The following is a 23326-nucleotide window of genomic DNA, read 5'->3' as shown; positions in this document are numbered from 1 at the left end:
GGCAAGGTGTTGATGAACACCCCGAGTGTACGTTCTGCACCCTCGCTGCCATTCAAGCGACCCAGCAGTACGGTGCCGAACACCACGCTGTCACGCCCGGACAATCGGCCCAGTACCTGCGCCCACGCCAGGTGCATCAGGCTGGCAGGACTGACACCCAGCTGCCGCACCTGATGGCGTAGCCGCCTGCTCAGGTCCGCATCCAGACGCACTCGGGCCTCGCCTGCAACCTCCGGCCCTGGCAACCAGGTCTGAGCGTACGCCAGGGTCGGCTCATCCAGATCGCCCAATTGCTCGCGGAAGAACGCTTCGTGCGTGTCGTCCCCCGCCCCCAGCAAGGTCTGCGCGATGTAGTTGCGGTAAGGCACTGGCGCAGGCAGTTGCGCTGCCTGATCGAGCAGTACCGCCTGCAATTCCTGGCTCAGCAGGTCCAGGGCAACGTGGTCCATGATCAGGTGATGGAACAGCAGGACCGCGACGATACGCCCGTTTTCCGGGTCATCGGCATGAACCAGACGCAACAGCGGTGCACGCACGAGCTCCAGCGGCTCGGGCGCATCCAGCGCCGCCAGCGGCACCTCGATCACCGGCAGATCGGCATGCCGCCAAACCACTTGCACAGGCGTTTCCAGACCTTCCCAGCACAGCGAAGTCCGCAACACGTCGTTGCGGGCGATGACCTGTTGCAGCGCCTGGCTGAAGGCATCCAGTCGCGAGCGGTCGGCAAAGGCGAAGCGTGCCTGCAAGCGATAGGGATCATCCTCAGCGGCGGACAGGTAGTGATAGAAAATGCCCGCCTGCAGAGGCCCCAGCGGGTAGATGTCCTGAATATTGCTCGCCCCCCCGGTAACGCTCGCGACAATGCGATCAATGCCTGCCTGATCCAGTTTCACCAGCGGCAACAGGTCCGGGGTGATTGATGTGCAATCCACACCGATCAGGTTGGCCGGAATCTTCACCTGAGCGCCGCTGCCGACGGCACGCGCCAGGGCGGCCAGGGTCGGCTGGGCAAACAACACGCGGATATCGGCATCCATGCCACGGCGACGCATGCGCGCGATCAGGGTAACGGCGAGCAGTGAATGGCCGCCGAGCTCGAAGAAATGATCGTTGCGCCCTATTTGCTCGACTTGCAGCAGCTCGCTCCAGATGTCGGCCAGGGCCATTTCCAGCTCGCCTTGCGGCGGCTCGTATTCGCGCCCTGGCATGGCGTCGCGATCCGGCACCGGCAAAGCACGTCGATCGACCTTGCCGTTGGCGGTCAGTGGCCAGGCATCAAGGCGCACGAATGCACTCGGCACCATGTAGCCCGGCAGGCGGTCCAGCATGTCGGCACGCAGCCTGGCGATATCAAGCGCCGGGTGCGGGCCTTGTTCAATGAAATACGCCACCAGACGTGACTGTCCAGGTTCGTCCTCGCGCGCGACCACCAGCGATTCCTCGATACCCGGCAACGAGGTCAGTTGCGCCTCGATTTCGCCCAGTTCGATGCGCATACCGCGGATTTTCACCTGATCGTCGTTACGCCCCAGATAGTCCAGCGTGCCGTCGGCATTCCAGCGTGCCAGATCACCGGTGCGGTACATGCGCGCCTGCGGGTGCTCACAGAACGGATCGCTGAGGAAGCGCTCGGCAGTGAGTTGCGGCTGATTCAGATAACCGCGCGCTACGCCTTCTCCGCCGATGTACAACTCGCCAGCAACACCGGTCGGCACCAGTTGCTGGTGCTCATCCAGCAGGTACACGCGGGTGTTGGCGATCGGCTTGCCGATGTCGAGGCTGCCGTCAGGCAACAGACGACCGGAAGTGGCGACCACCGTGGTTTCGGTCGGGCCATAGTTGTTGATCACTGCGAAACCTGGCTCGCAGTGGAACTGCCGCAGGCGGTCGCCACCGATCAGCAGCGTGTGCAGCGTTGGGTGATAGAGCTCGCGGCTGAACGCATATTCAGCCACCGGTGTCGGCAGAAACGCCACGTGCAGCGGCTGCGTGAGCCACCAGTCGAGCAGCAGATCGAGCTGTTCATTGCTGATCTCGGCGGGCGGGATATGCAGCGTTGCCCCTGCACACAGCGCCGGCCAGACTTCCCAGGCCATGGCATCAAAACCGAAACCGGCCACCGTGGCCGTGTGACTGCCGGCGTGCAAAGCGAACGCCTGGCAATGCCAGTGGACGAGATTGGCCAGCGTGCGGTGTTCGACCATCACGCCTTTCGGTTGCCCGGTCGAGCCGGAGGTGTAAATCACATTCGCCAGATCGCCGGGCGTCAGCCCCGACACCAGCGGATTTGCCGGTTGCTCAGGCCATTGAGGTCGATCAAGCGCGAGCAGCGGCACTGTAAGTGCAGGCAGGCGCGCCATGAACGCCTGTTCCGCGAGCACCACTGCTGGCGCGCTGTCGGTCAGCAGGTAGCTTATGCGCTCATCGGGGTGCGCCGGATCCACCGGCACATAGCAGGCACCGGACTTGAGCACGGCCAGCAGGCTCACCAGCGTGTCCAGCCCACGACGCGCCACCACCGCGACGCGATCATCCGGGCGCACGCCCAGGCTGATCAGATGATGGGCAAGGCTGTTCGCCTGACGGTTCAGCTGCGCGTAGCTCAGTGACTGCTCGCCGACCCTGGCGGCAACGGCTTCGGGCGTGCCTTCGGCGCGTGCTTCTATCAGGGCATGAATGGTCTGACCTTGCGGCAGATTCACCGCGCTGGCGTTGAGGCTTTCGAGCAGATACTCGCGTTCCTGCTGGCCCACCAGCGGGATATCAGCAAGCACCACCTGCTGGTTATTCACCAGCGTGCGCAGCAACTGTTCGAAATAACCGTAATAACGCTGCACTGTTGCCTCGTCGAACAGTGCAGTGGCGTAGTCCAGCGTGCCGAACAAAGCATCACCCTGCTCGCCGAGGTTAAGCGACAGATCGAACTTGGAGACCTGACTCTGCTGCTCAACCGTCGTCAGCAACAGCCCGTCCATCTCCGGTAACGTCGTTTCCCCGGCCAGCCAGTTCAGCGTCGTCTGGAACAATGGACCGTGGGCCAGACTGCGTGTCGGGCGGAGGATTTCCACGACCTGCTCGAACGGCAGATCCTGATGGTCCTGAGCCTCCAGTACTCGCGTCCTGACCTGTGCCAGCAGCGCCTCACCGGTGGGTGCCGATGCCGTGTCGATGCGTATGGCCAGCGTATTGACGAACAGACCGATCAGCCCTTCCAGCTCGGCCCGACCACGGCCCGCGATCGGGCTGCCGATCACCACCTCGGCCTGACCGGAAAGACGCGACAGCAGTGCGCCCCACGCAGTCAGCAAGGTCATGTACAGCGTGACACCTTGCCGCTGTGCCAGCGCACGCAGACCTGCGGTCAGTTGCCCATCCAGCCGCACGTTGAGGCTGGCACCGGCGAAATCCTGCTGCGCCGGACGCGGCCGGTCTGCAGGCAGGGTCAGCAGTGTCGGTGCGCCTTCCAGCGCCTGCCGCCAATAGGCAGCCTGATGTTGCAGACGTTCGCCGCTCATCCAGCCCTGCTGCCAGACCGCATAGTCGGCGTACTGGATGCTCAGCGCTGGCAGTGGATCGGCCTCGCCGCGACGCAGCGCCGGGTACAACGCCAGTAATTCGCGGGTCAGAACTCCCATCGACCAACCATCGGAGACGATGTGGTGCACGGTCAGCAACAACACGTGCCGCTCGTCCTCCACCTGTAGCAGGCAGCCACGGATCAGCGGCCCACGCGTCAGATCGAACGCTGCGGTGGCCTCTGTTACGACGCGTTCGGTCAGGGTGTGCGGGTGTTGACGCAGGTCTTCGATAGGCAGGAACGACATGGCCGTCGCAGGTATAAACACCACTTCGGCACCCTCCTCGCGGGCGATGAAGCGGCTGCGCAGGGTTTCGTGGCGCTCGACGATCCGCCCAAGCGCGGCCGTCAACGCTGCCACATCCAGCGATCCTTGCAGACTGAGGGCCAGCGGGATGTTGTAGGCCTGATTGCCGCCCTCCATTTGTGCCAGAAACCACAAACGCTGCTGGGCAAACGACAGCGGTAGCGACTGATCACGCGGCGCAGGCAGGATCAGTGACAGTTCACTGCGTCCGGTACCAGCCAGCGCACTGGCCACGGCTGCCAGTTCGCCCAGCGCGAAGAGTTCGCCCAATGGCAATTCCATCCCCATCTGCTGACGCACCTGCGACACCATGCGCATGGCCAGCAGGGAGTGCCCGCCCAGATCGAAAAAGTGATCATGGCGACCGACCCGCTCGAGCTGCAGAACTTCAGCCCAGATCTGCGCCAGGGCGATTTCAATCTCTCCCTGCGGTGGCTCGTAGGCCAGCCCCAACAGCGACGAATGATCCGGTTTGGGCAGTGCACGGCTGTCCAGCTTGCCGTTGGCCGTCAGCGGCAGAGCGGTCAGCTCGACAAAGGCTCCAGGCACCATGTATTCCGGCAGGTTGGCCTGCAAGTGAGCCCGCATTTGCTCTGGTGCAGGCGCTTCGGTGTCCAGTCGGCTGGTGAAATAGGCAACCAGACGCACATTGCCCGGCTCATCCTCGCGCGCCAGAACCACAGCCTCCCTGATGCCCGGCAACTGGTGCAGGCAGTTGACGATCTCGCCCAGCTCGATACGGAAACCGCGGATTTTCACTTGATCGTCGTTGCGTCCCAGACATTCCAGCTGGCCGTCCTCCAGCCAGCGGCCCAGATCGCCGGTGCGGTACATCACCGCGCCGGGCTGATCGCTGAACGGGTCGGCGATAAACTTCTCTGCGGTCAGGTCCGGACGATTCAGATAGCCCAGCGCTACACCGTCACCACCAATGTAAAGCTCGCCAATCGCGCCCAACGGCGTCAGGTGCTGATGAGCATCGAGTACGTAGACCGTCGTGTTACCGATAGGCCTGCCGATCGGTATTGATTCGGCATTATCGCCCAGCGTTCGTACATCGCTGGCGGTCGCGAAGGTAGTCGTTTCTGTGGGGCCATACACATTCAACAAGTGCAGGCCCGGAGCCTGGGCAAGCAGCGTGCGGAAGCTCGCCGTGTCGGCACGCTCACCGCCGGAAAGCAACAGCCGAAGGCCGCCGAGTGCCTCGGGGATCAGTTGCACGTACTGGTTGAACAGCGCGCTGGTCAAAAACAGCACGCTGACATTGCCCTGACGCAGGGCTGCACTGAAACGCGTCGGGTCGATCAGCGTGGTGTGTTCGATCACCAACAGTTGCCCGCCGTTGAGTAAGGCACCCCAGACTTCCATGGTGCTGGCATCGAATGCCGGGTTGGAGGCAAAGGCGATGCTGTCCTGCTCGTTGAAGTCGGCATAACCGTTGTTCAATACCAGCCTGGCAATGCCGCGATGGGCCACGCGGACGCCTTTCGGGGCGCCCGTCGAACCGGAGGTATACATGACGTAAGCCGCTGTGTCGGACGCCTGTGGCAGGCCCGGGTCATGCGCAGGCTGGTCATCAAGGTTCAACCGGTCCAGATCGATGCGCTGCACCGTCGAGCCCATCGAGATGGCGCTCTGTGTCAGCACACATTTCGCCTGGCAGTCATCGAGCATGTAATGCTGGCGCTCGGCAGGCGCGTTGACGTCCAGCGGCACGTAGGTCGCTGCGCACTTGCAGATCGCCAACTGGCTGATGAGCAGCTCCAGCGAGCGCGGCAGCAGGATTGCCACGTGTTCGTTCGGCCGCACACCTTGTCCCAGCAGGTAGTGAGCCAAGTGGTTGGCGCGTTCGTTCAACTCACCGTAAGTGAGTGAACGACGGCCATGTACGGCAGCCACTGCATGCGGGTGAAGCGCAGCGCGGCGTTCGAACAGAAGGTGCACGGGCTGTTCGCGGGGGTAGTCACGCCGGGTATCGTTGAACGTTACCGACAGACGCTCGCGTTCTGCCTCCGGCACCACTGACGATTCGATCAGGGCTGCTGCCGATTGCTGCTCCAGGGCCTGCACCAGGTGGACAAGGGCTTGTTGTACGTAGGCGCAAATCCGTTGCGGATCAATGCCCGGCGCAGCCTGGGCTGTCAGGCTGAAACCATCGCCGAAGTCATCGATACTCAAGGTCAGCGGGTAGTTGCTGCGCTCCTCTGCATGCACCACCTCAATCCCCTGCCATGCCGTGTTGTTCGCCTGGTCATCGACCTCAGGCACAGCACTGTGGCGGTAATTGAGCAGCGTATTGAACAGTGGCGCGCCAGCCGGCAAGGCACTGCAGCGCTGGGTCAGAGCCAACTGAGCGTGCTCGTGGGCAAGCATCCCGACCAGACGACCATGAAGGTCGAGCACCGCACTGCGCGCGCAATGCCCGCCCAGATCCATGCGCAATGGCAAGGTATTGATGAACACACCCAGGGCGCGCTCACCGCCTTCACCGCCGCGTAACCGTCCAAGCAGCACGGTGCCGAATACCACGCTGTCACGCCCGGACAACTGGCCCAGTACCTTCGCCCAGGCAAGGTGCATCAACGTGGCAGCGCTGACCCCCAACTGCCTTGCCTGGTCGCGAACCTGACGGCACAGGCCGCCGTCCAGCGTGAGACGGGCTTCGCCAGGAATCTGCTCTGCGGATGCCGTTAACAGGCCGTAAGGCAAGGTCGGCTCATCGATATCGCCTAACTGCTCGCGGAAGAACGCTTCATGAGCGTCGTCGCCAGGCCCTTGCACAACGTGGGCGATGTAGTTCCGGTAAGGCACGGGCGCTGCGAGCTGAGCTTCGTTGTCCAGCAGTATGGCCTGCAACTCATGGCTCAATATATCGAGGCCGATATGGTCCATGATCACATGGTGGTAGCGCAGCACTGCTGCGATCCTTTTGTTGGCTGGATCATGGGCATAAACCAGCTGCAACAGCGGCGCCTGCGTCAGGTCCACGCGTGGTGCATTGAAAAGGTCCTGCAAGGCGGTCTCTTCAACCCGCAATGGCGCCTGACGCCAGACCACCTGCACCGGCGCTTGCAAACCCTCCCAGAACAACCCGGTGCGCAGGATATCGTTGCGCTCGATCACGCGCTGCAAGGCATGGCAAAAAGCGTCGAGACGCGAGGCGTCGGCAAAGGCGAACTGCGGCTGCAGCAGATAAGGATCGCGGTCCCCAGCTGTCAGGTGGTGATAAAGAATACCGGTCTGCAACGGGCCCAGCGGGTAGATATCCTGCACATTCGCAGCACCGCCCGGCACCCGCGCCACGATACGGTCGATAGCGGGCTGATCCAGCGCCACCAGCGGCAGCAGTTCAGGAGTGATGCGCTGACAGTGCGCATCGATCAGGTTGGCTGGCACATTGATTTCAGTGTCGCAACCTACGGCCGCCGCCAGCGCCGCCAGCGTAGGCTGGACAAACAGAACGCGAATGTCCGCACGCATGTCCAGACGACGCATGCGCGCAATCAGGGTCACGGCCAGCAACGAGTGGCCGCCCAGTTCAAAGAAATTATCCTGACGACCGACCTGCTCCACATGCAGCAGCTCGGCCCAGAGGCTCGCCAGGGCGGTTTCGATCGCCCCTTGCGGCGCTTCATAGGCGCGGCTGGCAATGCTGTCGCGATCCGGTGCCGGCAGGCTCTTGCGGTCCAGTTTGCCGTTCGCCGTCACCGGCAGGCTGGCCAGCCGTACATAGGCCGCAGGCACCATGTAATCGGGGAGCAGGCCCGACAGCCAGGCACGCAACTGTTCGATATCCAGCCCGGGTTTACCTTCACCCGAGGTGTAATAGCCAACCAGTCGTTTGTCACCCGGCACATCCTCGCGCGCCACCACCACAGCGTCGATAACATCTGGATGATCGTTCAGGCGAGCGGCGATCTCACCCAGTTCGATACGGAAACCACGAATCTTGACCTGTTCGTCATTACGGCCCATGTATTCCAGGCTGCCATCGGCCAGCCAGCGGCCCAGGTCACCGGTACGGTACATACGCGCATCAGGGGCGTGGCTGAACGGGTTGTCGAGGAAACGTTCGGCCGTCAGTGCTTCACGGTTCAGGTAGCCGCGTGCCACACCGGCGCCGCCGACATACAGCTCGCCAACCACGCCCATCGGCACCGGCTCGCCGCGGGCATCGAGGACATACAGCTGCAAGTCGGGAATGCGCCTGCCAATCGGGCTGGCGCCAAGGCGCTGAGCGTCTTCGGGCTGCAACGGGTAATAGGTCACATGCACGGTGGTTTCAGTGATGCCGTACATGTTCACCAGTTGTGTGCCGGCATTCACGTTGCGGGCATACCACGGCTTGAGTATGACTGTGTCCAGCGCTTCACCGCCAAAGATCACCTTGCGCAACACATGCGCCTGGCCGTTCTCGCCCTGTGCAGCAATCAGCTGACGGAACGCACTCGGCGTCTGGTTGAGCACCGTCACCCCGGCGCGGCACAGCAACGTATAGAAGTCTTCGGGCGAGCGGCTGACCAGTTGCGGCACGATCACCAAATGCCCGCCATGCAGCAACGCGCCCCAGATTTCCCAGACCGAAAAGTCGAAGGCGAACGAATGGAACAGCGCCCAGACATCCTGCTGGTTGAAACCGAACCATGCTTCGGTGGCCGAGAACAGCCGCGCAACGTTGCGGTGTTCGATCATCACGCCTTTGGGCTTACCGGTAGAGCCGGAGGTGTAGATCACATAAGCCAGGTTGCCGGGCTTTACCAGCACCTGCGGATTGCAGACGGATTCGTCCTGCAAGTCGTCGTCGAGACTGATTACCGGCACTTCCGAGACCGGCAAGGTGCCCTGCACTGAACGCTGACTCAACAACGCCACCGGTGCGCTGTCCTCAAGGGTATAAGCCAGACGTTCAAGCGGATAAGCCGGGTCCAGTGGCACGTAGGCGGCACCGGCTTTGAGGATCCCCAGCAGGCCGGCGATCATCTGCAGGCCGCGAGGCGTGCAGATGGCGACTCGGTCGTCCGCACCAATGCCCATGCCAATCAGGCGATGCGCGATCCTGTTGGCCTGGGCGTTAAGTGTCGCGTAGCTCCAAGACTCCTCTTCATAGCTGACGGCAATCGCATCCGGCGTGCGCTGCGCTTGCGCTTCAAACTGACTGTGCAGCGTCTGCTCTTGCGGATAAACCGCATCGGGTGCATTGAAACCTTCGGTCAATTGCAGACGCTCGGCCTCCGACAGCAGCGGAATGTGGCTCACAACCGTCTGGCTGTCAGCCACCATGGCGCGCAGTATCGCCTCCAGATACCCCAGATAGCGTTCGATGGTGTCGTGGTCAAACAAAGCCGTGGCATATTCCACGATGCAGCGGAAATGGTCGGGGCCATCGCTGACGCTCAGCGCCAGGTCGAATTTCGCAAAAGCGGCCTGTTCATCCAGCGGTTCGAGCTGCATATCGCCCAGTTGCAATTCCAGCCCCTGGCTGCCGTCCCAGGTCAGCGATGCCTGGAATAACGGGCTGTGCGCGAGGCTGCGCGGCGGCCGCAGGCGCTCCACCACTTGTTCGAAAGGCAGGTCCTGATGGTCCTGCGCTTCCACTACGCGGGCCTTGATGCGCTCCAGCAGCGTCACCACATCCGGCTCGCCCGACGTGTCGACACGCACGGCCAGGGTGTTGACGAACAGACCGATCAAGCCTTCGATTTCAGCACGACGGCGGTTGGCAACCGGCATGCCGACGACCACCTCTTCCTGCCCGGACAGCCGCGCCAGCAATACGGCCCATGCGCCCATGAACAGCATGAACGGTGTCATCGACTGTGCCTGGCAGAAGGCTCTGAGGTCGTTGCTCAGACGCGGATCGAGATCCAGCGCGACGCTGGCCCCGGTGTAGTCCTGATGCGCAGGACGCGGCCGGTCAGTGGGCAAGGTCAGCAATACCGGCGCACCCGTCAGGGTCTGCTGCCAGTAATCGGCCTGATGACTCAACCGCTCGTCGTCCAGCCAGTTGTGTTGCCACACGGCGTAATCGCCATATTGCAGCGCCAGCGCGGGCAGTGGATCGTCCTGCCCTTGACTGAACGCCTGGTAGAGCGCGGTCAGCTCGCGGGTCAGTACGCCCAGTGACCAGCCGTCAGCAACGATGTGATGCACGGTCAGCAACAAGACGTGACGGTCTTCAGCCAGACACAGCAAACGGCCACGGATCGGCAGGTCATGCTGCAAGTCGAAGGGCTGCGCGGCCTCTTCCCTGATCGCTGCCTGCAGCGCTTGCGGGTCCTGATCGCGTAAATCCTGCCAGCAGATGCGCGGCACTTCAGTCACCGGCGCTGCCTGTACCCAGGCATTGTCGTCTTCCTGGCTGAAGCGGCTGCGCAGGCTGTCGTGGCGGGCCACAATACGTTCCAGCGCACGCGTCAATGCTCGACTGTCCAGCGGACCGCTCAGTTTCAGGCCCAGCGAGATATTGTAGGCGCTGTTGGCATCTTCCATTTGCGCCATGAACCAGATGCGCTGTTGAGCAGAAGACAAAGGTACAGGACCATTGCGCGGCTGCACTTCGATGGCCGGCAACTGACTGCGCGCGGCAGCGGTCAGGCAGTGTGCGACCGCGATCAGCGAACTGTCGGCAAACAGGTCGCCAAGGGCCAGTTCCAGTGACAGGCGCTGACGTACCTGAGAAACCATGCGCATGGCCAGCAGCGAATGACCGCCCAGCTCGAAGAAACGGTCATGACGCCCTACTCGCTCGACCTGCAGCAATTCGCTCCAGATCAAGGCCAGTGCGCTCTCCAGATCGCCTTGCGGGGCCTGGTATTCGCCGGTCGACAGCGCGGCGCGGTCGGGTACCGGCAAGGCACGGCGGTCAACCTTGCCATTGGCCGTCAACGGCCAGCTGTCCAGGCGCACCAATGCGCCGGGCACCATATAACCCGGCAGACGGGCCAGCAGCGCGGTACGTAATTGTTCCACGCTGCTGGCGGCAGCGCCTGCACGCTCGGTGAAGTAGCCCACCAGCCGTGGTTGCCCCGGTTCGTCTTCACGAGCCAGTACCAGTGCTTCCTCGATACCCGGCAATTGGCTGAACTGGTTTTCGATTTCTCCCAGCTCGATGCGCACCCCACGAATTTTCACCTGATCGTCATTACGACCCAGATATTCCAGGGTGCCATCAGCATTCCAGCGCGCCAGATCCCCGGTGCGGTACATGCGCGCCTGTGGTTGCCCGGCGAACGGGTCATGCATAAAGCGTTCTGCTGTCAGTTGCGGTTGATTCAGATAACCGCGGGCGACACTGTCGCCGCCGATATACAGCTCGCCCGGTACCCCGAGCGGGACCAACTGTTGGCGTTCATCAAGCAGGTAAATCGAGGTGTTGGCGACCGGTTTGCCGATGTCCAGGCTGCCGTCGGGTAGTAAGCGACCGGAGGTGGCGACCACCGTGGTTTCGGTGGGGCCATAATTGTTGATCACCGCAAAACCGGGATCGCGATGGAACTGGCGTAGCCGGTCACCGCCGATCAGCAGCGTGCGCAGGGTTGGATGACGCAGATTGCGACTGAAAGCGTATTCGGCCACCGGAGTGGGCAGAAAAGCGACCTGCAGTGGCTGGGCGATCCACCAGTCAAGCAGCGCATCGAGCTGCTCATTGCCAATTTCGGCCGGTGGCAGGTGCAGCGTCGCCCCGGCGCACAAGGCCGGCCAGATTTCCCAGGCCATGGCGTCGAAACCGAAGCCCGCCACACTGGCGGTATGACTGCCCGCGTGCAGATCGAAGGCCTCACGGTGCCAGTCGATCAGATTGTTCAGCGAGCGGTGTTCGACCATCACGCCCTTGGGGTGGCCGGTCGAGCCCGAGGTGTAGATCACGTAGGCGAGATGGGTCGCATCGAGCGTGGCGATATGAGGATTGTCTTGCTGCTCCGGCCAGTTTGCCAGGTCCAGCTCGATCAGCGTGGTGTTCAATCCCGCCAGGCCCAACCCTTGCAGGCGTTCGACAAACGCCGGTTGAGCCAATACCGCAACCGGCGCGCTGTCGCCGAGCAGATAGGCAATGCGCTCATCCGGGTGCGCCGGATCGACCGGCACATAGCCCGCACCGGCCTTGAGCACTGCCAGCAAGCCGACCAGCGTCTCCAGGCTGCGCCGCGCTACCACCGCCACACGGTCATCGGGTTGTACGCCAAGACTGAGCAAATGATCGGCGAGCGCATTGGCCCGCGCGTTCAGCTCGCGGTAGCTCAGGTGTTGTGCACCTACCTGTGCGGCAATGGCGTCAGGCTGCTGCTCTGCCAGCTGTTCGATACGCTGATGAATCGTCAGCCTGCGTTCGTAGTCGGCACGTCGGTCATTGAAGTCCAGCAACAACCGCGCACGCTCGCTGGCAGGCACGATATCAAGCTGTTCGACCGGCATCTGCGGCGTCTGCTCCAGCGCATCGACCACGCTTTCCATGGTCCATTGCATATAGGCGCAAATGCTTTGCGGGTCGATGCCTGCGGTGGCTTGTGCCGTCAAGCCAAAGGCTTCACCCAGATCATCGACGCTCAGTACCAGCGGATAATTGCTGCGCTCCTGAGCCTGTAGCACTTCAATGCCTTGCCATGTTTCACCGGACGCCTGCGCCGGCGCACTGTGGCGGTAGTTGAGCAACGCGTTGAACAACGGCGTCGGCGCCTTTACCCCACTGCAGCGCTGCGCCAGTGCCAGCGGTGCGTGTTCGTGGCGCATCAGCGCGGTCAGGCGCTGATGGGTGGCGCGCACTGCGGCTTGCACGCCCTGCTCAGCCAGATCGAGGCGCAGCGGCAATGTGTTGATGAAGATGCCCAGCGCCCGCTCTGTGGCTTCGGCACCCAGCAGGCGTCCCATCAGCACGGTGCCGAATACCACCTGCGATTGTCCGGCGAGGCCCGCCAGCACCCGTGCCCAGCCCAGATGGAACAGGCTGGCGACACTGATGCCCAGGGTTCGCGACTGAGCGCGCAGGCGCTGACACAACTGCTGATCGAGCGTGACGCTGTGCTCTTCGATGGCATCTCCCTCACCGCTCAAATCCTGCAGGCCGTAGGCCAGTGTCGGTTCGTCGAGATCACCCAGCATTTCGCGAAAAAACGCTTCATGCTGAGCTTCGCTGACGCCCAGCAGCGCCTGTCCGACATAGTTGCGAAACGGTACCGGTACGCCCAGCATTTCAGCTTGCCCTGACAGGCAGGCCTGTATTTCATGGCGCACCACCTCAAGGGCACTGTGGTCCATGGCAATGTGGTGGAACAGCAGCGTAGCTTCGACCCGTTGCCCTGCCGCAGGGGCATGGCAGACCAGGCGCATCAGCGGCGCCTGGCCCAGGTCCATCGTCAGGTCTGCCGCGAGCGGCGAGCGGTCGACCTTCAGTTCAGCGTGGCGCCAGACCACCTGCACCGGGGTTTCCAGCCCCTTCCAGTGCACCGACGTACGCAGAATGTCATGCCGGGTAATGACGGTTTGCAACGCCTCGGCGAACGCGTTCAGACGTGCCTGATCGGAAAAGGCGAATTGCACCTGCATGACATAGGGATCGCCCTGGGTGGCGGTGACGTGGTGGTAAAGAATGCCCTGCTGCAGCGGCGCCAGCGGGTAGATGTCCTGGACATTCGCGGCACCTCCCGGTATCGCGTCCATCAACAGGTCGATAGCCGCCTGATCAAGGTCCACCAGCGTCACCATTGCGGGAGTGATTAGCTCGCAACCCTGTTCGATGCCGTTGGCTGGCAATGCCGGTGCGCCGCGCTTGCCGTTCTGATAATCGCCCTGTTCGATGAGCTCGATCAGCGCCGGCTTATGCTCACGCAGATGTTCAAGTAGCCCGTTCTCGGTCAAGGCACGGCGATTGCCCTGTACCACCAATTGACCGTCCTTGACCGTCAGGTGGATTTCGTGAGCTTTGAGTGTCGCCAAGAGTTCGTTGATGCTCACAGGGTAATCTCCATGTTCTCTGTGATGGCTGCGTAGCCCGCCAGCGTAGGTTGTTCGAAAAGCGCCCGTACATCGGCCTCGATGCCTTCCTGGCGCAGGCGCGCAGTCAGACTCACCGCCAGCAGCGAATGACCGCCCAGCTCGAAAAAATTGTCATGACGGCCGACCTGCCCGACCCCGAGCAGTTCGCTCCAGAGCCTGGCCAGCAAGGCTTCGGTTTCGCCTTGCGGTGCTTCATAAGGGCGGGTCAGGAGCGCATCCTGCCCGGGCGCAGGCAGCGCCTTGCGGTCCAGCTTGCCGTTGGGGCTCAGGGGCATGGCATCCATATGCATGAACAGTGCTGGCACCATGTAATCCGGCAACTGCGCGCGCAGCACCTCACGCAAGGTCTCGACCGGCAGCTGTGTGCCGGTGTAATAGGCCACCAGCCGCTGCCCGCCCGGTTGCTCGTCGCGCACCAGAACGATTGCCTGTTCGATACCCGGATGGTTGATCAGGCAGGCCTGAATGTCGCCCGGTTCGATACGCAATCCGTGGATCTTCACCTGATCGTCGTTGCGGCCAAGGAACTCGAGGTTACCGTCTGCCCGCTGGCGTGCCAGATCGCCACTGCGGTACAGGCGATCACCCGTCACGAAGGGGCTGTCGATAAAACGCTCGGCGTCGGTCTTTGGCAGGTTCAGGTAGCCACGCGTCACCCCGGCACCGCCGATATGCAGCTGGCCGATAACCCCCTGCGGTACGGGCTGGTCATGGGCATCGAGCACGTAAAGCCGCGTGTTGCTGATCGGACGCCCGATAGGCAAGGCGCTGTCCGGCACGGCTTCGTTGGGTCGCAGCGTCCAGACACTGCAATCGACGGTGGTTTCGGTCGGGCCATACACGTTGTGCAGGCGCACCCCTGGCAAACGTTTGCGTAGCTGCGCGGCCATCTCCACGGTCAGCTCACCGCCCCCGCAGACCACGTCGGTCAGGCTGCTGCACGCGCTGCTCTGCGGCAAATCGAGAAACTGCTGCAACAGCGCAGGAACGAACTGCACCACGCTGACCTGGCGTTCCTGAATCACTTGCGCCAGGTAGGCAGGATCGCGCTGGCCGTCAGGACGCGCGAGCACCAGCGCAATACCACTGCTCAGTGGCCAGAAGATCTCCCAGACCGAGGCGTCGAAGCTGATCGGGGTCTTTTGCAGCAAGACGGTGTCCGAGCTGGGTGGGCACAACACCGAGCTCCACTGCACCAGGTTGCTGACGTTGCGGTGCTCGACCATCACTCCTTTCGGCGTGCCGGTGGAGCCCGAGGTGTAGATCACATACGCCAGATGCTCCGCGGTCAGGCCGGTAACGCGCGGATTCTGATTACGCTGTGCGTCCCAGGTCACGCTGTCCAGATCGATCCGCAGGGCGTGCTCGTCGTCGAGCAGATCGCGGGTGCCGGCCTGTACCAGCAAGGCGACCGGCGTGCTGTCCTTGACCATGTACTGCAAACGCTCGCGCGGGTAGCTGGGGTCCAGTGGTACGTAAGCGCCACCGGCCTTGAGGATCGCCAGCAGACCGATCACCATCGACAGGCCGCGCTCGACGCAGATCGCGACCCGTTGATCGGGCCGCACGCCCAGATCGATCAGGTGATGAGCCAGGCTGTTGGCCTGTTCATTGAGCTGGCGATAGCTCAATTGTGCACGTCCGGCGCGCAGGGCTATCGCCTGCGGCGTACGCACCGCCTGGGCTTCGAACAGCCCGTGCAGGGTTTGCTGAAGATCGTGGTGGATCGTCGTGGCGTTGAAGTCGACCAGCGAACGCTGCCGCTCTTCAGCGCCGAGTACCGACAGGTGCTGCACCGGCAGATCCGGCTGGCCTTCAAGGGCGTCAAGCATGGTCACCAGCGTCTGCTGCACATAAGCACAGATACGTTGCGCCCCTACCCGGGGTGGCACGGTAACGCTCAGACGCAGGCTGTCGCCCAGATCGTCGACGTTGAGGCTCAACGGGTAGTTGGTGTGCTTCTCGCTGGTCAGAATCTCCAGGCCTTGCCATGCATCGAGCTGCGCATCCTGGCGCGCCTGGCCTGCTGCGTGTCGATAGTTGAGGATTGCACTGAACAACGGCAATGGCGCTGCCACCCCGCTCCAGCGCTGTGCCTGAGCCAGGGATGCGTGCTCATGGCCAAGCAGTGCCGCCAGTCGTGCATGTGTGGCACGTGCGCCGTCGCGCACACTGAGGTTGCCCAGATCGACCCGCAACGGTAGCGTATTGATGAACATGCCCATACCACGGTCGGCACCCGCACCGCCCTGCAAACGACCCAGCAGCACAGTGCCGAATACCACGCGGTCATTGCCGGTGGCCGCGCCCAGAACCCGCGCCCAGGCCAGATGCAACAGGCTGGCGACGCTGACACCCAGTTGTCGCGCCTGACTGCGCAGGCGCTGTAGCAACGCATCCGGCAGCGCCTGCTGGGCTTCCTCGATGCAACGGCCGTCACCCTGCACATCGCGCAGATCGAATGGCAACGTCGGCTCGTCTATATCGCCCAGTTGTTCGCGGAAATACGCCTCATGCTCCGCCTCGCTGACACCCAGGCGTGCCTGAGCCACATAGTTGCGATACGGCACAGGGGGCTGAGTCGGGCCCGGCTCGCCGCGCAGATGGGCGAGCATTTCTTCGCGCATGACTTCGAGTGCAGTGGCGTCCACCACAATGTGATGGAAGCGCAGCGTTGCCGACAGGCCTGGGCCTTCCGCGTCCGGGCAGTAGGCCAGGCGGATCAGCGGCGCACAGCTCAAGTCCATACGCGCCGCGCCCGCCGGGGTGTCGATTTGCGCCATTGTCACACGCTCGACAAGCAGATCCGCCTGGCGCCAGACCACCTGTTGCGGCGTTTCCAGGCCTTCCCAGACGATCGCCGTGCGCAGACTGTCGTGCCGCGCGATGACCTTGCGCAAGGCAGCGGCCACTGCCTCCAGACGCTCCGGGCTGTCGACGTTCATGCGCAATTGCAGCAAGTACGGGTCGCCCTGCTCGGCAGTCAGGTGGTGATAGAGGATGCCTTCCTGCAGGGGCGCCAGCGGGTAGATTTCCTGAATATTGGCCGCACCGCCAGGCACCGTGGCGACAATGCGCTCGATGGTCGTCTGGTCGAGCTGTGACAGGCTCAGCAGCTCTGGCGTGATGTGGGTGCAACCGGCCGGAACGCGATTGAGCGGCGTCGGGACTTCACGCCCTTTACCCACGGATGCGGCCAGCGCGGCGACGGTCGGCTGGCCGAGCAGGACACGTACATCGACGCTGAGTCCGGCGTTGCGCAGGCGCTCGACCAGACTGACCGCCAGCAGCGAGTGGCCGCCCAGTTCAAAGAAGTTGTCATGCCTGCCGACTTTTTCCAGGCCAAGCACGTGCGCCCAGAGATCAGCCATAAGGATCTCCGTTGCACCCACGGGTGCCTCGTAGGCCTGACTGGTCAGCGCTTCCAGCTCCGGGTCCGGCAAGGCACGGCGGTCAAGCTTGCCATGGCTGGTCAGCGGCAGCGCGTCCAGGCGTGTGAAGGCCAGCGGCACCATGTGCGCGGGAAGACGTGCACGCAACGCCTCGCGCAGCGCTTCGGGTTCGACGGGAGCATTTTCGGTGAACCAGGCTAGCAAACGGTCACCGCGCACCAGCACCACGGCGTCCTGCACTTCGGCCTGACTGGCCAGCGCCGACTCGACTTCGCCCAGCTCGATGCGCATGCCGCGAATTTTCACCTGATCGTCGTTGCGCCCCAGATAGTCGAGGCTGCCATCGGCATTCCAGCGCACCAGATCGCCGCTGCGATACAGGCGCGCCTGCGTTGCGGCACTGAACGGGTCGGCAATAAAACGCTCTTCGGTCATTTGCGGACGATTCAGATAGCCACGGGCAACCCCCGCGCCACCGATATACAGCTCGCCGACGACACCCACCGGCACCGGCTGCAACTGCTCGTCCAGCACATACACGCGAGTGTTGGTGATCGGACCACCTATATGCAACGGGCCGCCCGGCTGCATGGCACCAGAGGTCGCCACCACAGTGGTTTCAGTCGGGCCGTAATTGTTGATCACGGCGAAGCCAGGGTCGCTGTCGAACTGGCGAAGACGGTCGCCGCCGATCAGCAACGTACGCAGCGTCGGGTGCTGGCGCGGGCGTCTGAAGGCCTGCTCGGCCACCGGGGTGGGCAGGAAACCGACCTGAAGTGGCTGTTCCAGCCACCAGTCGAGCAGTTCATCGACGTGCTCGTTGCCGACTTCGGCCGGTGGCAGATGCAGCACTGCACCGGCACACAGCGCCGGCCACACTTCCCAGGCCATGGCGTCGAAGCCGAAACCGGCCACGCTCGCCGTATGACTGCCAGCCTGCAGAGCGAACGCCTGACAGTGCCAGTGCACCAGATTGACCAGCGTGCAGTGCTCGACCATGACGCCCTTGGGCTGACCGGTGGAGCCGGAGGTGTAGATGACGTACGCCAGTTTTTGCGCATCAAGGTCCGCAACGCAGGGGTTATTGCCGGAAGAACCAGGCCAGTCAGCCTGCTCGATGTTCACCCGGGCAGTATCGCCGGCCAGATCATGAGTCAAGTTTTCAGTCAGAACCACGCGGGGCGCGCTGTCCTGTAGGAGGTAGGCAATACGCTCAGCCGGATAGACCGGGTCGACCGGCACGTAGGCCGCACCGGCCTTGAGCACCGCCAACATGGCAACCAGGCGTTCGGGACCACGGTGCAGGCACAGGGCAACACGTTCATCGGTTTTGACGCCCAGACCCATCAGATGGTGGGCCAGGCGATTGGCGCGCTGGTTGAGCTGAGCATAGGTCAGGACATGGCCGCCCTGAATCACCGCTGGGCTGTCTGGCTGGCTGGCAGCCTGCGCTTCGATCAACGCATTCACGGTGCAGTCCTGCGGGAACGGCTGCTCGCTGCCATTGAAATCGAGCAACAAATGGTTGCGCTCTGCCGCATCGAGAATCGCTACGTTCTCCAGCCGCAGCGGCAGTGCCTGTTCCAGAGTGTCCAGCAGATGCTCCAGCGTGTTGAGCACCCAGCAAGCGATACGCTTGGCTCCCATACCCTGCTGCGCCAGCATATGCAGGTCGAAACCTTCGCCCAGATCGTCCACGCAGAGGGTCAGCGGGTAGTTGCTGCGTACATCGCCACCGAGCACCCGCACGCCTTGCCAGAGCCCTTCGCCGTCCTGCGGTTTTACCTCCCCGCTGTGGCGATAATTGAGCAAGGCACTGAACAGCGGGGAACCCGATGCCACCGCACTGCAGCCCTGGGCGAGTACCAGTGAAGCCTGCTCGTGAGCGATCAGCGCAGACAGCTTCGTGTGAACCGCTTTGACGGCTGAACGAGTGTCCTGCGCCGTATCCACGCGCAGCGGCAAGGTATTGATAAACACACCGAGTGCCCGATCAGCGCCCTCACCGCCCATGCGTCCCAGCAACACAGTGCCGAACACCACGTCGCGACGATTGGCGAGCACGCCCAGAACCCGCGCCCATACGACGTGCATCAGACTTGCAGCGCTCACCCCGAGCTGGCGTGCCTGTTCGCGCAGCCGCAGCGCCAGCTCAGGGTCGAGGGCCCGTCGCTCCTCCTCGATGCCACTGCCATCGGCGTGTACGTCCTGTATGCCAAAAGGCAGGGTTGGCTCATCGACGTCACCGAGCATTTCAGTGAAAAACGCTGTGTGGCTTGCCTCATCATTGGCCAGGCGTACTTGCGCGACGTAGTTGCGATACGGCACTGGCGTTTTCAAGTCATAGCGGTGGCCGAACAGCAACGCTTGCATCTCGCGGCTGACGATCTCCATCGCCGTGTTATCCAGCACCAGATGGTGGAAGAGCAGAATGGCGACGGTTTCGCCGCTCGACGATTGCTGGGCATGCACCAGACGCATCAAGGGGGCCTGGGTCAGATCCAGTCGATGATGACGAGCGTCGAACTGGCGTTGCAGACGGTCGATGACAGCTGTTTCGGGGTCTTCGGCCTCGAACTCGATGGCTTGTACTGTCAGCTCGGCATTGCGCCAGACCACCTGTTGCGGGCTTTCCAGGCCTTGCCATACCACTGAGGTGCGCAGGATATCGTGGCGGTCGATAACCTCCTGCAAGGCCGCGGCCCAACTGTACAGGCGCTCCGGCGTGTCGAACGCCAGGCGCCATTGCAGCAGATAGGTATCGCCGTGCTCTGCGATCAGGTGGTGATAGAGAATGCCTTCCTGCAGCGGTGCCAGCGGGTAGATATCCTGCACATTGGCAGCACCGCCCGGTACGCTGGCGACGATGCGGTCAATGGCTGACTGTTCGAGCGCCACCAGACTCAACATGCCCGGAGTGATCTGCTTGCAGCCTGCTGGAATAAGGTTTGCCGGCACTTTGAAGGTGTTGACGTCCGTCTGAGATGCCGCCAGAGCGGCCAGTGTCGGCTGGCTGAGCAGCACATGCACATCCGCCTTGAGTCCGGCCTTGCGCAGTTGCTCTACCAGACTGACGGCCAGCAGTGAATGGCCGCCCAGTTCGAAAAAGTTGTCGTGCCGCCCTACGCGCTCGATGCCCAGCACTTGTGCCCAGATGACCGCCATGGCGATTTCCACTTCGCCCTGTGGTGCTTCATAAGCGTTGCCGAGCAGGTACGCCGGGTCGGGATCGGGCAGCGCACGACGGTCAAGTTTGCCGTTGGCCGTCAATGGCAGCGACGCCAGCCGGGTAAAGGCACGCGGCACCATGTAGCCCGGCAGACGTGCGCGCATTGCCGCTGACAGCGTGTCGGTGTCGACCGTGGCGGTTTCGGTGAACCAGGCAAGCAGATGGAGATCGCGAACCAGCACGACTGCGTCTTTCACACCGTCCAGACTGGCCAGCACCGACTCGATTTCGCCCAGCTCGATGCGCATGCCTCGAATCTTCACCTGGTCGTCGTTACGGCCCAGGTAATCCAGAGTCCCGTCGCCGTTCCAGCGTACAAGATCGCCACTACGGTACATACGTGCCTGCGCGACATCGCTGAACGGGTCGGCAACAAAGCGCTCGTCGGTGAGTTGCGGCTGGTTCAGATAGCCCCGCGCAACACCCTCACCGCCAATGTAAAGCTCACCGGGTACTCCGACGGGCATCGCTTGCAAGTGCTTGTCGAGTACGTAAACACGGGTGTTGGCGATGGGGCCGCCAATGTGCAGCGCGCCATTGGCCTGCACCTGACCGGAGGTGGCGACAACGGTGGTTTCGGTCGGACCATAGTTGTTGACGACGGCATAACGGCGGTTGTGAGTGAACTGGCGCAGACGATCGCCGCCGATCAGCAGCGTACGCAAGGTCGGATGGTCGTGATTCTGGCTGAAGGCGTACTCGGCCACCGGGGTGGGAAGAAAGCTCACGTCCAGCGGTTGCGCGCGCCACCAGTCGAGCATGGCTTCAATGTCCTCACCACCGTCCTGGACCGGCGCCAGATGCAGGGTTGCACCAGCACACAGGGTCGGCCAGACCTCCCAGGCCATCGCGTCAAAACCGAAGCCGGCCAGGCAAGAAGTATGACTACCCGCCTTCACATCGAAAGCCTGACAGTGCCAGTCAACCAGATTGGCCAGGGTTCGATGCTCTACCATCACGCCTTTGGGCTGGCCTGTGGAGCCGGATGTGTAAATGACGTAGACCAGATTGTCGCTGCCCAGCCCCGCTACCTGCGGATTATTCTCGGCGCCCTGGCCGCCGGTGCAATGGTCCAGCTCGATCAGCGGCATTGCCAGCGGCGGCAGACGCTCGATCAGCGAAGACAGGGTCAGCACCACCACCGGCGCGCTGTCACTGAGCAGATAATGCAGGCGTTCACGCGGGTGCGACGGGTCGATGGGCACATAAGCCGCCCCCGCCTTGAGGATGGCCAAAAGCCCTACCAGGGTTTCCAGGCCACGGCGCGAAACGATTGCCACGCGATCGTCAGGGCGTACGCCCTGGTAGATCAGACGCTGAGCCAGGGCATTGGCCTGCCGGTTGAGTTGCGCGTAGGTCAGGTGTTGCCCCTGGAATATCGCCGCCACGGCATAGGGGCGAGTACGGGCCTGCTGTTCGATGCGTCGATGAATCAGTTGCTCGTCGCCCACAGCCGTTTCAGTCTGATTCCAGGTCTGCAGTTGCAATTGCTCGGCAGGTGCAGACAGGTGGAAGTCCTGAATCTTCAAAGCCGGGTTTTCCAGCCCCTGTTCCAGAACGTGCAGCAAGCGTCCGGCAATCGCCGAGGCCTCGTCGTCATCGATCCAGGCACGGTGGTGAACCAGGTGCAGCGAGGCATCGTCGTTGCAACTGTTGCTGCGCAAGTGGATGGCCAGCGGCGTCGCCTCGTAACCATTGGACACTTTTACCGTCCGCGCCTGCGCATCGGTGTAGCAGTAACCGTGGTCCTCCAGCTCGTAGGACACCGAAACTTCGAACAGTTGCGCCCGTCCCTCACGCGACAATTCGAGACTGCGATTGAGCTCGCTCAAGGGGAAGCGCTGATGACGGAAGTCACGTTTCAGTGCGTCACGCACCTCGACCACCAAGGCAGCGAAGTCCAGCCCGTCGTCGAAAGCCATGCGCACGGCACTGACCTGAGCGAAGTGACCCAACGTCGCCTTGAAGCGCGCGCCGCTGCGGTTGAGCAGCGGCAGCCCGACAATCCACTCGTCGCGTTGCGCAGTGCGCGTGAAATAGACATGCAGAACCGCCAGCAGTACATGAAACGCAGAGGCGTTGTGGTGCTCGGCAAATTGTTTCATGCGCGCATGCAAGGTACCGGGAAGCGGCTGCACCCAGGCATGGGACGGCGCCGGGTCAGTCGCCCGGCGGTTGTGATAGCGCGACACCAGCAACGGCTCCGGCAAATCGCGGTATTTCTCCAGCCAATAGGCCCTGTCCAGCGAATAGCGTTCTGATGCCTGATACCGGGCATCGTCTGCAATGAAGTCGCTGTACCCCGGTGCAACCAGTTCGAGGTCTTTAACTGCCATCAATGCGCTGTAAAGCTCGCCCAGGGACTTGAACAACTGTGCGAAACCCCAGCCATCGAGAATCAGGTGGTGGGCCTGGCCTGCCAGCCAGTGGCGATCATCCGCCAGACGGATGAGGCTAAAGTCGAGTAGCGGGCTGCCGTCGAGCACGTACGGGCGGCGCATGCTGTCGTTGATCAGTGCTCGCGCTGCCTGCTCCGGCTCGGGGTGGCTGCCGAGGTCGTAAAATGGCAGTGACACCGGCATGGAGGCCGCATAAGTCTGAAGCGGCACGCCATCCGCTCCGGCACCCGGCATCAGCACCGTGCGCAGCGCCTCATGTGCACCAACCAGTTGCTCCAGCGCCTTGTGCAGGGTTGTCGGGTCAACCGCTCCGGACAGTTGCAGATAGCCGCCAATGTTATAAAGCGGAGAGTCACCGCGGCTGATCTGATCAAGCCAGACGTCGCGCTGAGCAGCGGTCAATGGGAATGTTGCGGCGCTGGAGGCGAGCAT

At 62.7% G+C, this 23326-nt stretch carries 2 protein-coding genes (1 of these 2 only partly in view); both read right to left on the bottom strand.

Annotated elements, in window-relative coordinates:
- Positions 1-13832 carry the 5' portion of a non-ribosomal peptide synthetase gene (locus BLR16_RS01350; RefSeq protein WP_092194052.1) on the bottom strand. It extends 3949 nt beyond the left edge of the window, so the window shows 13832 of its 17781 coding nt (coding positions 1-13832); it begins with the start codon at positions 13830-13832; its stop codon lies off the left edge, out of view.
- A complete protein-coding gene (locus BLR16_RS01345) occupies positions 13829-23326 on the bottom strand; it encodes a non-ribosomal peptide synthetase (protein WP_074807681.1) in 9498 nt (3165 codons plus the stop codon). The genes BLR16_RS01350 and BLR16_RS01345 overlap by 4 nt, the downstream gene beginning before the upstream one ends.

The sequence above is a fragment of the Pseudomonas sp. BS3767 genome (assembly GCF_900099665.1).
In the GTDB taxonomy this organism is placed as follows: domain Bacteria; phylum Pseudomonadota; class Gammaproteobacteria; order Pseudomonadales; family Pseudomonadaceae; genus Aquipseudomonas; species Aquipseudomonas cerasi.
The sequence above is the reverse complement of the archived record's forward strand: the minus strand, read 5'-3'. Positions and strand labels throughout refer to the sequence as shown.

Coding starts and splice junctions, on each gene's coding strand:
- BLR16_RS01345 (WP_074807681.1), bottom strand. CDS start 23,326: ATGCTCGCCTCCAGCGCCGCAACATTCCCATTGACCGCTGCTCAGCGC.